Here is a 14,425-nt window from a genome sequence, read left to right as displayed (position 1 = left end):
ACAATCCCTGCCTTTCAAGTCATTAGTTAGAGCTTTTTTCCTTCTCATGAACATCGTTCGGATCTGCCAGCCTGCACATGTCGATACTTCCATATCACTCTGAAAGTATTTGGGCGATTAACCCAATATGCGACATCCACAACATCACCTACTTCTAGTTTGAAGAAGCGTATGTCTTCCTCTTTAATCTCCAAGTAAGATTCCTTTGAACCCGGAAGGCTAATCCTTTTCTTCTCGCCGCCCACCAGCATCTCGTCGATTGCCAAAAAGCTTCTCCCTTCCTCGTTGCGCATGGACACAAGGCAAAACTTTAATTCAACACGGTTTGATTCATCGGTTTCTGCCCGCTCCAGCAATTGCACTTTTAACCGTCCTCGATCGTCCCTCTCAAGTATCCGAACGACATCACCGTGTCTAAGATCGAGTGACCTCACGACAGATTCCGGCAAAACCCCCAATACAGTGTCGCCTTCGTCCACAATGGCACCACCAGAGAGTTTTATGCGTTTGAAATATCCCTTCTCGGGCGTGATGTTCGGCTTTGTTGCATCTACGCGAGCTATGTCCCGATCGATCAACATTCCAAGTCTTCCGGAATTGTCAGCAACTTGCCTTGAAATAGTATGCGTTGTTGTTTGTACCAGGACAGCATTCATTGGTGACGAAACGGTGTCGTAACGTATTGCTGCTTCGGATATCGATGCCAAGTAATCATCAGACGAGTTGTTCTTGATGTAAACGTCCACACTATCATTTGAAGTTGGATTCGCAGTCAGAAAACCATTTGAGTGTAAAATTACATTTATTTTTTCAACTGTCGTCACGATGTCCAATAAGTCAGATAAACGTTTCTGGAGACACAAAAGTTCTGAGGCCCGCACAATATCTTCCCGGTTAATTAGACCAGAAAGATCTTTGTGTAAAGCGGTGAGTAGGTAGAAATAGCCCGCTTCATGTTGGCCGGCCGCATCAACTAACAATTGATGAAGCTGTTCAATCATTATTGGTTGCATCTGAGCGATAACCTTCCGATAAATGAACTGCTCGTCCTCATTGGTCACGTCCTCCCTCTTCCAATAGGGATATTTCTTGGTGTCGATAATTCGATCCCAGTTCCCTTCTATAGACTCACGAACCGCTATCTCGACCTCGGGCCGGCACAAAAAATCAGAAAGAGCCACCCGGCCGGCTAACACGTCGGAAAAAAAGTTACCAAAACGAGCGTTGATAACTTCTTGTGCAATGGATTGCAACACGTCTTTTTGTATCACAAGGTTATCCCTCACTTATATCCTTTCTATAATGGGTATTCGGAATTTATGGTGGAAACGACTCATTACCAGTCCTCCGATGTAAACATTAAAATCTTTTAACTTCGACATCCCATTATCCTTTAATTCTGGAAATTACGATTTGTCATTCCACCACAAAATCCGTAGAGCCTATATAATTACGGTTCGAAGTGCGTCTAAATGGATGGGGAGCTGCTCGCGATATAATAATCCGGAGAAAAGATTACAGATAATCGGCAGTAAATAATTCAGGAGCAACTGCAGCAAACCAAAATTCGATTTTTGTACCCCTTGCATTGTAGTTATTATAGCATTTGATCGGAAAACATCACACTCTACAAAGAACCACGCTGGCGGCCGCCTTTCCAATTTTTGTGTGATACCTAGCATTAGTTATCATTCAAACTATTCTTTTGACTCCCTTTCCGTTCCTTATTTTCGACTTTAGCATTTCGAAGCTGGTCTATCCGTTCATACAATTCCTTGATTTCGGCGGTATGCTTTTCCTGAAGTTCGGCTATCCGTTTTTGCATTTCAGATTGAATCCGCAGCACTTCACGTTCTTTTTCGACTTGTGCGCGGTCCATAACCCGAGCAATATCTTCCTTATGTTTTTGCTCTAGTGCCTGTATTTTGTCCGAAACGGATTTTTCGATGCCTTTTCTCTGCTCGCGCTCGGAGTCGAGCATTTTTTCCAATTCTTCGATGCGTTTGTTGGCTTTTTCGAGTTCTGATTTCAATCCATTTCGTTCTTCATATGCAGCTCTGTATTCAGCTACAAGCCCACCTAACTGCTCTACTTTCTCCTTATACTCGCTAATCAATTCTCGATTGATGTCAGCTGATTCTTCAAGCTGCTTGATATACTTTTCCCTTTCTGCCCACTCCTTTGCGTTTTTCTCTATGTTCTGCTCCAATTCTTGAATCTTCCTCTTTTGCTCCTGGGTTTCGCCAATCAGTTGCTCTATCTCCAGGTTCTTTTGCACCTTCAATTGCTCGTACTTTTCTTCCGCTTCCTTCGCGTCGTAACTAACTCGCTCCACCATATTCATGACCATCTTGACGATCCTGCCGGTTAAATTCTGCAGTTCCTTAATCTCGGTGGTAAACTGAGGGTTGCCTTCCTTCATTTCTTCAAGCAGAAACAGATCCGCCACTTTTTCGAGCCAATCGTTGTGATTGCCGCCAAACTTCGAAATGAAAACCTCGATTGCTTTATCGACCTTGCTTTTTTGTTCATCAGTCAGGCCGTTAAAACCCTTTTGTGCCATTCACGACACCTTCCTTTCTTAATCCTGATGTTAATTGAAATGTCTTGTAAATTCAATATGTTAACATGTTATTTTTGTTAAGTCATTTACATGAAGAAAGGACGATCGATGAACATGTGCGCTGTTCTTCCTTTGTGAAGGTGGCGGCGCGGCCGGCTGCAACATTGATCGTCCGCATTCCGCCTTGCGCTGCATCACTTAGCGTTACATCGATCGTCCTTATTCTATGGTAACTGGTCTTATGCCATTTGTTTCATCAGTTGACTTACACGCCCTTGGGATACTCCGATTAGTTGAGCAAGTTGCTTTTGGGAGGCTCCAGGATGACGTTCCATCGCTTCGATCAATCTCTCCAACGTATCCGTTGCCCTCCCTCTTCGCTGTTGCAAAGGTTTAGTAACATTTTCTACGCAGGAGAAGCATACAAACTGTTCTCTGAAATATGTGAGACGTTCGGTGCTTTTGCAAAATATGCAGGTTTGTGTTTTATACTTCCGGATGATAATTTTTTCCTCGTCTACAAAGAACTCGACTACGTCACCCTCGTTTATATCGTATATATTTCGTATTTCTTTTGGCACTACAATGTCGCCGCTCACTTTCTTTGACGGAAGAAGAGTGGCGATTTGTTATGTTCATTGACGGGAAGGAAAAAGGGAGGGTTGACGTAGAAATCATAGAGTTGAAACGACAATCATGATCGGAGGAGCGCGTAGCCCTGAATATGCGAATAGGAAGACATTTAGGTTTGGCCGCCTTCGTCTTCCTATTCCCCAGTGGCTATTGCCATTTCTATCGTAATGCATTGGAACATCGCTGTAAAGGTGTATCTTTTGCTGTGTGCTCACGGCGTGCCGGAGGAGATGCGTCCCCGCCGCTGTCCTCATTGTGGGGCCACTGTCACGCTTCATCGGCACGGCAAGTTTACCCGCTGTGTGTTCACCGTAACCGAAGCGCTGCAAGTGCCGATCTATCGCTTTCTCTGCCCATGTTGCCGACATACCATGAGCCTGTTGCCCAGCTTTATTGAAGCGCACCATCAAGCCGCCACGGACATCAAGGAAACCGTGGTCCGTGAGCATGCCGATGATCAGTCCCAGGCGCACATCGCCTCTCAGACCCAAAGGCTGCCGGGTGGAGCGTGGTCGGAGAAAACGATTCGAAGTTGGATCCGGCGGTGGACCGAGCGGCGATCGGCGATGGAAGCGCGACTGTGGCGCTGGGGATTGCATCACTCGCCATCGGCCGCTTTACCACGAGAGCGGCTTTCCGATTGGCGGGCGCTCTTTGTGTGGTGGTCTTCCCTTGGTGTGCCGGAACCCGGCGCCTTGTTTCCACTGCTCGTGGCGTTCACCCGGCCAGGCATCTTGACGGCGGAGGGTCTATCGTCCCACAAAACCTGTCCGTAGAGGAATACCGCCGCCTTTTGCACAATGGAGCATGGGGACCAGTGGCCCCGAAATGTTGTGCAGGAGGTCATATCCATGGACAGGACGATGCAAGAACAGGTGGCGGCTGCCCGCTATGCGCTGATCGCGCCGATCGTCAGCCGCCAAACGTCGCTGTTACCGGGAGAACTGCGGGCGTGGCTGGAGGAGGCGGCGAGCCGCACCTACGATTTTCCGGGCAGCATGCGGAAAACGGTAAGCATCCGGACGCTCGAGCGGTATCTGGCGGCCTACCGCAAAGGCGGCTGGGAGGCGCTCAAACCGAAGGGACGCCCGTCGCAAGGACGAACGCGCCTGGATCCGGACATCCTCGAGGCCGCCAAAGCGCTCCGACGGGAACGTCCGCAGCGCAGTGTGGAACAAATCGTGTTTTTGCTCGAGGAGGGCAAACTCGCACCGCCCGGAACGGTGGCCCCGAGTACGTTGGCCCGGCATTTACGCCAGGCGGGACTCTCCCGCCGCGATTTGATCCGGGACGCGGAACCGAAAGGGCTTCGCCGCTTCGAAGCGGAGGACATCCTTGTTCTTCTACAGGCGGATTTCAAACATTTCGTGTATTTGCCCGATCCCCACCAGCCAAAGAAACGGAAAAAGGTCATTCTGCTTGCCATTTTGGACGACTACAGCCGCTACATCGTGTGGGCCCAGTTTTATTGGGACGAGCAACTGCCCCGGCTGGAGGACAGCTTGAAGAAGGCGATCTTGCGCCACGGCATTCCGGAGACCTTTTATTGCGACAACGGAGCCGCTTTCTCTGCCCATCACTTACAACGGATCTGCGGCAAGCTGGGGATCCGCCTTGTCCATAGTCGCCCATTCCGGCCGATGGGACGCGGCAAAATTGAGAGATTCTTCCAGTTTGTCGATACGAGTTTTCGGCCGGAAGTGTACGCGCACATCGAGCAAGGAAAGCTGATGACGCTGGAGGAACTCAATGACGCGCTCTGGGCGTGGCTGGATGGCTATTACCACGACCGGGTGCATGGCAGCACGAAACAAACGCCGCGGGAGAGGTTTGGCGCCAGTTCCAGGGAACGCAAGCGCTGTTCGCTGCTGGAGTTGAACGACATCTTCCTGTGGGAGGAAGAACGTGTCGTCGATCGGGCCGGATGCGTGCGCCTGTCGGGCAACACGTATGAAGTGGACGGCAATCTGGCGGGCCGCAAAGTGCGCCTTCGCTATGACCCGTTCGATCTTTCCCTTCCCATCCAGGTCTGGTTTCAAGACAAGCGTTACGCCGATGCTCGTCCGTTTGAACTGAAACGAAAGCGCCACAAGCGAGCCAACGGGAACGAAGAACCGGTATGGGTGGAAGAGGCCGATGGCCAGTTGTCGTTTCTGGATCTGGCGCAGGAAAAGCGTAAAGAAGCGTGGAAACAAGAGGAACTTCGCTATGCGGACACGATAGCAGGTGGGCGGAAATGAGCCAGACGATGCGTCCGTTTAGCCGGGAGTTGGATGCGGCGGCCTGCTATGAATTCCGGGGGCATCAGGAGGCGTTTGCTCGCCTTCAGCTGGCTGCCCTGAACCGGCAGCTCGGGGTGCTGAGCGGCGAAGTGGGCAGCGGGAAATCGGTGCTATTGCGCCGCTTGTTCCGAAGCCTGGATCCGATGACGACGTTGCCGATTTACATCTGCACCTCGGAACTGAAGCCGCGCGATTTCTATGCGGCTGTGCTTCAGGCCGTTGATGAAGTTCCGCCGTTTTCCGTCGCCCGGGCGAAACGGTTATGGGAAGAAGTGCTGCTGCGGCGGCAAGCCCAAGGGGAACGCTCGCTCGTTGTGGTGATTGACGAGGCCCATGAAATGAGTGATGCCATGCTGCTTGAGCTGCGCTTTGTGATGAGCCACCAGATGGATGCCCGCTCGCTCTTTCCGATCATTCTGGCGGGACAGCCGGAACTCCGTAAGAAGCTGCGGCTGAAGAAGTATGAGGCGATTGCCCAACGGGTGGGGATGCAGTACCATTTATCCGGGATGACCAGGGAAGAAACGGCGGCGTATATCCGCCATCACCTGAACGTAGCCGGGATGGATCGCCCGGTATTTTCCGAGAGCGCTGCGAATATGGTGCATGCGGCCAGTCAGGGACTACCCCGGATGATCAATCTGATTTGTGGTCAGGCGTTATACGAGGCCGAGGCGAAGGGGCACGAAGTGATTGAAGAGGCTCATATTGGCCGCGTGCTGGCTGATCTGGAGCGTCAACGCGGGACAGCGGGGTAATCCCCGGTGTCCCCTTTGTCCGCCATTACGATGATTGGCGATTCCTTTCTCACTCAGGTGGCGTGGCTGGCATGCAAACACTCACGTCAATGTCGTTGAGAAACGCGCCGACAATTTACGTGAGCGTCAACACTACAATTCTCCCAAGTTCGTCAATTTTCCTTACGATCCCCGTATTTTTGGACATCGTACTCTCTCCCCTGGAAGGTTTTTTCCACATTATAACATAGCTTTGTTGATAAAATAAGTGCGTGAAAGGAGTGAATGGCAACTTGACTCCGTTGTCTCCCTTCAACACCGAGATAGGGCTCCCGAAGGAGCCCGTTTCTTGTTGAGATATATTAATTTAGGATAACACGCAGAATATTAAGAGCGCCTGCACAAAGGACAAGTACAATACCAGACAGTAAGTAAACAAAGAAAATCTGAAGTTTACTCCCTGGCATCGGCCTTCTAAGAAATTTGTAAAAACAGAAGACGAAAAGCGTGTATCCGATCGCGAATAGGATAGGTCCGGTTGTATCCGTTGCTGAATCCGTCGGGTTAAACATAATTCCGACCATAAGAAAAAACGCAAAGATCGGAGACGCACAAACAATGACAACATTTCCCACGCGATAAAAAACTTTACGCAATTTTTCGGTCATGTTCCGCCTCCCCGCTTCAAGGGATTTTTGGGCCAACGAACATTGCTGATACGTGTATTACTTGTTGAGTAACCGGTACAAAATAGCCGCAGCCTCCGCTCGACTTAATGGTTGTTGGGGCCTGAACGTGTTATCCTGATACCCTGTCATTATGCCTTTGGATTCGAGAAGCTGCACATGAGTTTTAGCATATTCGGAGATTTCATTTTGATCTCGGTAAATATGCGCTTTGACTGATGAATAATCCGGATTTCTGAACATACGGCCGATGATTGTAGCAGCTTGTTCCCTTGTCACTGGATCATTGGGAGCAAATGTTGTTGGGCTTTTCCCTGTTATGAAACCATGTTGCAATGCTACCTCCAGTTCGTGATAAAACCAATCTTCAGGGTCAACATCAGTAAAGGTACCGTTATATGGTCTGTCTGCTTTGAGACCTGTCATGCGGACTACCAGAGCCATGAATTCCGCGCGTGTAACATTCCGATAAGGCTCAAATCTTGTGGAAGTAACTCCATGGATTATCCCTAGTTTTGAAAGCTCCTTGATCTCTTCATTACTAAAAACACCGTCAATGTCAGTAAAGGTGTCTGCTCCTCTCCCAGTTCCGTTTTCGGTTGGTTTTTGGGGATCGGTTACTGGCTTATTGCCTGGGCCGAGGGTGTTGACCGTCAGCGTGGTTGTTTCACTGCTTACACCACCAATCGTGTATGATAACTCAAATGTATAGAGCGTTCCCGAGAGTAAGTTTTGCAATATAAAATTAGGATTCCTATCGTTGTAGTACACTGTTCCGTTAGGGCTCTTTACCAAGTAACGTTCAACATTATCGACTTTCGGCAATTTGAATTCGATGCTCGACTCTGTTACTTTGCCAATGTTATTAGCGACCGATACATTAAGTTTCGGATACGGGATCGTTACCTGTTTCGAATTGACATTAAAGTATTGGCCGGAGTTAATGATATAGACGTCATACCGATATGTTTTTCCTGGTTTCACGTCGGTATCTGTAAAAGAGTCACCTATTGTTCTTATTTTCTGTATACCGTCACGATGGACGGCAATGTCATAACCTCTCGGTTGGCCGGTCCAGGTGATTTCCACTTTGCTTTCATCTGCTCTATACTCCACGCTTATGTTCGGCCAGGTGGGATATGGATTGTTCAAAAAATCGGAGCTATCCCGGTAAATACGAATATAAGTTTGGGCTAAAGGACTGGCATTGCCGGCGTAATCCACCGTTCGAAAATATACAACGGTTTCTCCGACCGTGCTTATCGTAACTGGGGCAGAATAATCGATCCAATTGCCGTTTGTTCCGATTCGATATTGACTTTTTTGTACGCCGCTCAACAAATCGGTACCGTTTGACACGACGAATGTCACGTTGTTCCTTGTCCATCCCCATTCACTAAGCCAAAACGACGGAGCAGTTGGCGCCGTTCTGTCGATTTTCACGACAGCCGATGAGCTGGTACTCTCCTTTCCATCCTTATCGAATGAGCGCGCAAATATTTCGGTTTGCCCTTCGGCCGAAATGGTAAACGGACTGTTATATGTCGTCCATGTTCCACTCTGGCCAATTTTATATTCAATCCTTCCTCCCGCTCCATCGACGATCGAAACGAAAACGCTGCTATTCGTCCAGTTTGAATTGCTCAGTTGAATGACCGGAGCATACGGATTTGTCTTTTTAACATCGACCGTCGCCGCGGCACTCGCGCTTATGTTTCCTGCCCGGTCAATCGTGCGGGCATAAATAACAATCTGCCCATCGCCTGTTAACGTGACCTGTCCCGTGTAATCTGTCCAACTCCCAGCCGCGCCAAGCTTATATTGGCTTTTCAACACACCGCTCCCAGAGTCGCTACCGCTATTGATCATGAACGTGACATTTTGGTTGCTTACCGTCTGGGGATTGACTTGAATCGACGGGATACTCGGTGGGGTCCTGTCGATTTTCGCAGCAGCCGTCAAAGAAACGACCGAACTTATATTGCCGGCTTTGTCGATGGCACGGGCAAATACATCGGTTTGCCCTTCAAAATTGATTTTGAAAGGCCCGCCATAGTCGATCCATGCACCACCGGAGCCGAACATATACTGAATTTTTTCTATCCCGCTTTCGGCATCCGTTCCGCCTGTGAGGGTGATCGTTACATCCTGGTTTGTCCAATCGGAATTACTACTTTGAATAGTCGGCGCCGTAGGAGGGGTCTTATCAATACTGATGGTGCTGGATTCTGTTTCGCTAATATTCCCAACATTATCGATCGAGCGAGCATATATAATAGTTTGTCCTTGCGTACTGATTGTCACCGGCGAGTTATAATCTATCCATTCCCCCGCTTCCCCGATTTTGTATTGCACTTTCTGTATGCCGCTGCCGAAATCTGTTCCCGGGGAAACTGAAAATGTCATATTTTGAGATGTCCAATTGCTTTGCAAAATTTGAATTGTCGGTTTGCTGGGAGGCGTCTTATCCAATTTCACAGTTGCCGAGGACGTTGCCTCGTTCCCAGCATAGTCCGTTGCCCGAATTGTAATATAAGTGATCCCGTCGTTGGAAATAACGAATGGTGCAGTATAAATACTCCAATTCTGTTGAGTTGCCCCTGTAAGCAAATATTCAATTTCCTTAACTCCGGATCCGTTATCCGTGATTTTGGAGTTGTCGATCGTGACTTGTACATTTTCTTTCCCCCATCCGCTAGAAACGGCCGGTAACATTTGAATAATCGTAGGGTCGCTCATATTTGGGGGCGTGCGGTCAACTTTAATGGTTTGATCTGCCGTTGTAGATTCATTGTTGCTATCCGTAACGGTCAACGCGACGTCATATTGTCCATCTGACGGCAAAGCAATCGTTTGAACGCTTGATGACAGCGACAATGTTCCAGTGTCAAATACTGGAGTTCCTCCTTTTGTGACAACAATTCGGTATGATTTTTGGCTATCATTATCCGGATCGGAAAAATCCCAGGTGATGTTTGGCGTCAAGGTAGTTACCCACCCGTTTCCGGAGGGCGAGGTAATTGTTACTGCCGGCGCAGCGGCCAACGTGCTGATAGGAAACATCGTAATAAACAAACTGCAAATAACCAAAAACGATAATACTCTTTTTTGAATGCTCTCCATTTGTTTCCCCTCACTTAACCAATAATTTCTCCAATCTTAATTGTTTTCTCCTTGCTGAGATCGATTACCTCATTGTCGGCCGCGATAAGTGGTCGTGTCGGATAATTCGGATTGACGATCAGTATTTTCCCTCGTCGTTGATCAGTTAAGATTACCTCACTTCCGACCTGGGCCTCCATTAACCGATTCAAAAATGTCATGCCGATTTGCGTGTCAAATCGGTTATGGGTAATGCTTATGTTGATGTACTCAATGGCCTCATAGAACGGAAGGGCCTTGCGATGAGGCCGATCCGAAATCAAAGCGAGATACACATCCACAATCGAGATAATTTTGCTTAACCTATCTATTTCGGCGCCTTTTATTTTGCTCGGATACCCGCTTCCGTCACAGCGTTCATGGTGTTGCAATGCAACCAAAGCTATCCTAGGATTCACTCCTGATTCTTTCAGCAGCTCATAGCCCATAATCGTATGTTGTTTCACTATTTCGTATTCATTGGGAGTGTACCTAGTCTTTTGATGAAGAATAGTGCTTGGTAGTTTGACTGCTCCGATGTCGTACAGGGTCGCTGCCGTTGTCAGCAGATTGAGCTCGTCGTCACTCAAATTCAGCCATTTCCCAAGCATCGTTGCAACTGGCCACACCGATGCTGTGTTTGTAGCGAAAATATCCTTCTTCCTTCAGTGTAGAGAACAGCTTAAATAGGTTTTTATTTTTGGTTGCCTGGCGGATCATCGGCACGATCGTCTCTTCCGTATTCTGGACCGGAACTTTGCCGTTTTTATAAATGTACTCTTCAATCCCCTTTAGGCTGATTCCAACTTGATTTACAAGTTTACGGATATCGGTTTCGTGATTCGGCGGGGGCTCCGATACCTTTTTTTCTTCTTCCTGAGTACGTGGTTCTTTCGAGGGTGACGGGTGATTTACCTCGAATGTTTCCAACTCAATATCGTCAATATTTATTTTGAAATTTTTCATTTTCGAGATGTGCTTTTCCGTCAGGATAATGCCCGGCGGAACTAACAAGATACCTTGTTTGGTAAACACCCCTTTTTTTAACCGTTTTCCAATCAACTGAGAATGTTCCATCCTTGTATCCCCTCCTTCCTTTCTCCGGACCATGCTATAAACCGGAAGCCTTTTTCCGTGTAGGCTTCCTGTTTGCGTTGTAAGTAGGAGTTGTTTTGATCTGTGTCAACAACTTCTATGATTGTTTTGGGATCCGTGTCGTGCAGAATGATATTAGGTTTTGCATCCAGGAACAGCTCGGTTACATTCCCGATCAATGGTTTTTCAAAGTGACGCTTCTGTTCAAAAAGTAACCGAATAAGTTGCTCCTCCCATTCATTTTCAACTGGTATTCGGGTTTTTTCTTCGGCAGGTACGAAGCATAACTGGCGATCGACCGTCCGTGTATCCATCTTTCCAACGGGACCACGAAAAAGAAGGTAGTATCCGGTATTGACGTTCGATTCACCATGATCGCATCGATCGTAAACGTTTTTCAAAATTGTAACTTCGGCTACTAGAATTTTCGGATCGTCCACCGAAAACAGAGGGAGCCTTACAAGCTTTGGATTGGTCGGGTGAGGTTTTGCTCGTATTTTGCGATTCCCCCAACCAATGATGAAGAAGTGCTTATCTATCCGCGGCCACCTGCCGGCAAACGAAGCAACATACAAAATATCTTGCAAACGCATCTTATTTACCACGATAATTTCCGCGATTTTATATAAACGTTTGCTAATGTTTCGTCGGCCGCCAGGTCGATATTCTGAAACTTTATATTCCTGTAGCATGGTCAAAAACAACGATTTCAATTTGGTCCGCGGCTCCGGTCGCTCCCTTATTTCGCGATGTGTAGGAAGTTTTGCAGAAGCTGGTTGTTTAGATATCTTTCTTTCGTGTTCAAAAGGCGGGTCAAGATCGAGTCTGCAGCTGATCTCATTCTCGCGTACCTTGATTCCTTTTTCTCCCAATATGGAACGGTAACCAAAGCGGTTGTACCGACACTTGAAGTCGTGGAGGATATTATTTTTCGAATTACTCGGATAGTTTGCGAGAAAAAGCCCATCATTGACCTGTTTTACATATAGAAGCGGGTTTGGACTATGGTTTTCTCCGTTGCACAAACACTCTACGGCAAAGGATTTGTGCCATTGTCGTAATAGTAAATCATGATGTTCTTCATCCAGTAGATTAAAATCATAAATCTTCCCATCTACCCTGAACCTCATATACTTATCACCGTTCCATCAGGAAGAGATTTTGCTTGTGTGATACTCGATTTTCCTTGTGTGATAGGCCAATTGCTTTTTTGCGTGCGGCATCAAGGAATCACAACAAACCGTATGATACGAAATCATCATTTCGTGATAAGTATTTCGTAACCGATGAAACAGTCTCCAATGGCATTGTCTGAATTGTTTCATGCTGACGTTTTCTCCTTGGAAATGGTTTGGAGTTTGATTTTAAACGACCCGTATCTGCCAGATCCCCAATATCTCAATTCCTTGTCCCCTTCACGGATGGTAATTTCAGTTTCACGGTCAGCGGCATCAAGCTCGATATATTGTTGAATTGTTTTTGTGAATCTTAACGCTAAGGGAAAACCCATTTTATTTACCCATGTGACAATGTATCTTCGTACTTCTTCTTCAAAAGCCCGATATGTGACCAACTGGCAGGTAGAGCCTTCAACAATTACGCTTAAATAAAGCTCATGGTCTTTTGTAAGCAGAATGGGAGAATCTTTCTTGAAGGCGTACGGCACTTCATACCCAAATTTGTTTGCAACTTCTTTTGTTACAGCAAAGATTCTCATGGGCTCATTTTCTAGTGGTTGTCGGTGCATGTCCACGAGCCAGTCGTTGATCTTCTTTAATCTTCCCGGATCAATGGGCCTTCTCGGCCGATATGTAGCAATGTAATCGTAGAGCTGATCCTTTTTTATTACTGGAATTTCGCTTGTTGTCACTTCCAAGCTTACTCTTGGATGTGAGAACACAATGATACCCTGAATCCACACTCCACAATCGAGTTCTTTTAATTTTCTGGATAATAAATATATTTGAAATTTAACTTCTCGAATAGGGTTCTTCATGGTTTTTTTGATTATGTCTCCCGAAGCGCCGCTTCTTACCTGCTCCCACTTTTCATCATCCTCGCGTCCTATGATATGTCCCGATCGTGTTTTATCAACAATTAAAAAAATACCGTTCTTATTGACAATGATTTGACTAACTTGTACTGTGAATTCCTCATGCGTAAGAATAACGTTTTCATGAGTGGCTTCGTATCCAAAGAGAGGCGTGGGTGGTTTTGCGGCATACCCGGTTTCCACGCCATTTTTCAAGTATTTTCTTTTTGTACAGTATTTTTGGGCATCAAATATCGTGCAAATCGTGATCCAACATACAGAGAGAAAGGCCAACAATAAAACAGCAAATGTTACGTTATTCACGAATGTCGCCCACCCACATCACCCCATTTTGCTGTTCTCCTTTTCGGGTTATAAGGAGACAGTGCTTCAAATGCCAACTTTCTCTATATATCTCTTCAATATTTCAGATAACTGCTGTCTCTGAAAAAGAGAAATCGATTGAATATCTGAGTTGACCCACTCTTCCCAGTTGATATAAAGATCAATTTCAGTAGCTCTGGACAAAGGTGCCGAGGAAACTTCGCATTCATATAACAATACCAACACTTCTGCTACTTCTTCTTGATCCAAGCCATAGCTTGGATCAATATCGGCTGACTCATATTGTATAAAAGCAATTAAGGCGTTCATGATATCAGCTGGATATGGTGCCTTCACATAAACCGGCCTTGGTGATGTATCGTAGAGATGGGTAAGCACATAATTGTAACTGCTTCCATCTTTGAGACTCCTGGCGCTTTTTAGATTTGCAATCACTTGAGCTCTGTTCTTCATGGTGAACCCTCCATGAAAAGATTGATTCATTGGAAAAAGTATTTTATTTATTATTTAATATAGTGATATATCAATATACAAATATTATATTACAGTGAAATTCATTGTTAAATGATTTTTTCATCCCGGCTTCAACAGTTTTGTGATGAGTAAGCAAATACAAACTATGTTCATCAGCAATAGTGCGGGTATCCCTACAATAAACGACAGATGTTTTGTTTTATGATTGAAAGTTCTCATACCGAGCCATGTGCCCAATGCTCCACCTACTAATGATAGAGCAAAAATTCTTTTTTCAGGAACTCTCATCCCTCCGCTCCCTGCCTGAGATTTATCGTATCCCATTATTCCGAAACTGACGATATTCACTATGGTGAGGTAAGCCAATAAAAAATGCATGCCGTCACTTCTCCTTTTTCTCTCTTCTTCTTACCTCTCATGACCATTACCCATCCTTG

Annotated in this window: 13 protein-coding genes; 3 read left to right on the top strand and 10 right to left on the bottom strand. The window is 46.6% G+C overall.

Annotated elements, in window-relative coordinates:
• Positions 1–44 precede the first annotated feature (44 nt).
• The 3 genes from THECO_RS19815 to THECO_RS21390 all read right to left on the bottom strand — a co-directional run bounded on the left by THECO_RS19815 (position 45) and on the right by THECO_RS21390 (position 3,144).
• Complete coding sequence (locus THECO_RS19815; protein ID WP_015256765.1) at positions 45–1,271, bottom strand: hypothetical protein; 1,227 nt, start codon at positions 1,269–1,271, stop codon at positions 45–47.
• 410 nt (positions 1,272–1,681) lie between these two features.
• A complete protein-coding gene (locus THECO_RS19810; protein ID WP_015256764.1) occupies positions 1,682–2,563 on the bottom strand; it encodes a coiled-coil domain-containing protein in 882 nt (293 codons plus the stop codon).
• Between the two features lie 239 nt (positions 2,564–2,802).
• Complete coding sequence (locus THECO_RS21390) at positions 2,803–3,144, bottom strand: AbrB/MazE/SpoVT family DNA-binding domain-containing protein (protein ID WP_232427833.1); 342 nt, start codon at positions 3,142–3,144, stop codon at positions 2,803–2,805.
• A 219-nt stretch (positions 3,145–3,363) separates the two neighbouring features.
• Here THECO_RS21390 and THECO_RS22780 point away from each other — a divergent pair, with 219 nt between their 5' ends.
• From THECO_RS22780 to THECO_RS19795, 3 genes are all read left to right on the top strand, one after another.
• Positions 3,364–3,972, top strand: a complete 609-nt coding sequence (locus THECO_RS22780) for a DUF6431 domain-containing protein (RefSeq protein WP_408646088.1) — start codon at positions 3,364–3,366, stop codon at positions 3,970–3,972.
• 75 nt (positions 3,973–4,047) lie between these two features.
• Positions 4,048–5,436, top strand: coding sequence for a DDE-type integrase/transposase/recombinase (locus THECO_RS19800; RefSeq protein WP_015256762.1), 1,389 nt, complete (start codon positions 4,048–4,050; stop codon positions 5,434–5,436).
• Complete coding sequence (locus THECO_RS19795) at positions 5,433–6,236, top strand: ExeA family protein (RefSeq protein ID WP_015256761.1); 804 nt, start codon at positions 5,433–5,435, stop codon at positions 6,234–6,236. The genes THECO_RS19800 and THECO_RS19795 overlap by 4 nt, the downstream gene beginning before the upstream one ends.
• A gap of 704 nt (positions 6,237–6,940) precedes the next feature.
• Here THECO_RS19795 and THECO_RS19785 read toward each other — a convergent pair.
• The 7 genes from THECO_RS19785 to THECO_RS21380 all read right to left on the bottom strand — a co-directional run bounded on the left by THECO_RS19785 (position 6,941) and on the right by THECO_RS21380 (position 14,366).
• Positions 6,941–10,024 (bottom strand): S-layer homology domain-containing protein, encoded by a 3,084-nt coding sequence (locus tag THECO_RS19785; RefSeq protein ID WP_015256759.1) that lies wholly within the window; start codon positions 10,022–10,024, stop codon positions 6,941–6,943.
• Positions 10,025–10,038: 14 nt separating this feature from the next.
• Complete coding sequence (locus tag THECO_RS19780; protein ID WP_083883370.1) at positions 10,039–10,653, bottom strand: HD-GYP domain-containing protein; 615 nt, start codon at positions 10,651–10,653, stop codon at positions 10,039–10,041.
• Positions 10,625–11,119: a hypothetical protein gene (locus tag THECO_RS20810; protein WP_052836017.1), complete on the bottom strand. Its 495-nt coding sequence runs from the start codon at positions 11,117–11,119 to the stop codon at positions 10,625–10,627. The genes THECO_RS19780 and THECO_RS20810 overlap by 29 nt, the downstream gene beginning before the upstream one ends.
• Positions 11,101–12,267 (bottom strand): DUF1173 family protein, encoded by a 1,167-nt coding sequence (locus THECO_RS21385; RefSeq protein ID WP_015256757.1) that lies wholly within the window; start codon positions 12,265–12,267, stop codon positions 11,101–11,103. Before THECO_RS21385 ends, THECO_RS20810 begins: the two co-directional genes overlap by 19 nt.
• 191 nt (positions 12,268–12,458) lie before the next feature.
• Complete coding sequence (locus THECO_RS19765) at positions 12,459–13,493, bottom strand: nuclease-related domain-containing protein (protein ID WP_015256755.1); 1,035 nt, start codon at positions 13,491–13,493, stop codon at positions 12,459–12,461.
• 66 nt (positions 13,494–13,559) lie between these two features.
• On the bottom strand, positions 13,560–13,967 hold the full coding sequence (locus THECO_RS19760; RefSeq protein ID WP_015256754.1) for a hypothetical protein: 408 nt from the start codon (positions 13,965–13,967) through the stop codon (positions 13,560–13,562).
• 120 nt (positions 13,968–14,087) lie between these two features.
• Positions 14,088–14,366: a DUF1294 domain-containing protein gene (locus THECO_RS21380; RefSeq protein WP_015256753.1), complete on the bottom strand. Its 279-nt coding sequence runs from the start codon at positions 14,364–14,366 to the stop codon at positions 14,088–14,090.
• Positions 14,367–14,425 lie beyond the last annotated feature (59 nt).

It is taken from the genome of Thermobacillus composti KWC4 (genome assembly GCF_000227705.2).
In the GTDB taxonomy this organism is placed as follows: domain Bacteria; phylum Bacillota; class Bacilli; order Paenibacillales; family Paenibacillaceae; genus Thermobacillus; species Thermobacillus xylanilyticus.
Note: the sequence above shows the minus strand (reverse complement) of the source record. Positions and strands in the feature narration are given on the sequence as shown.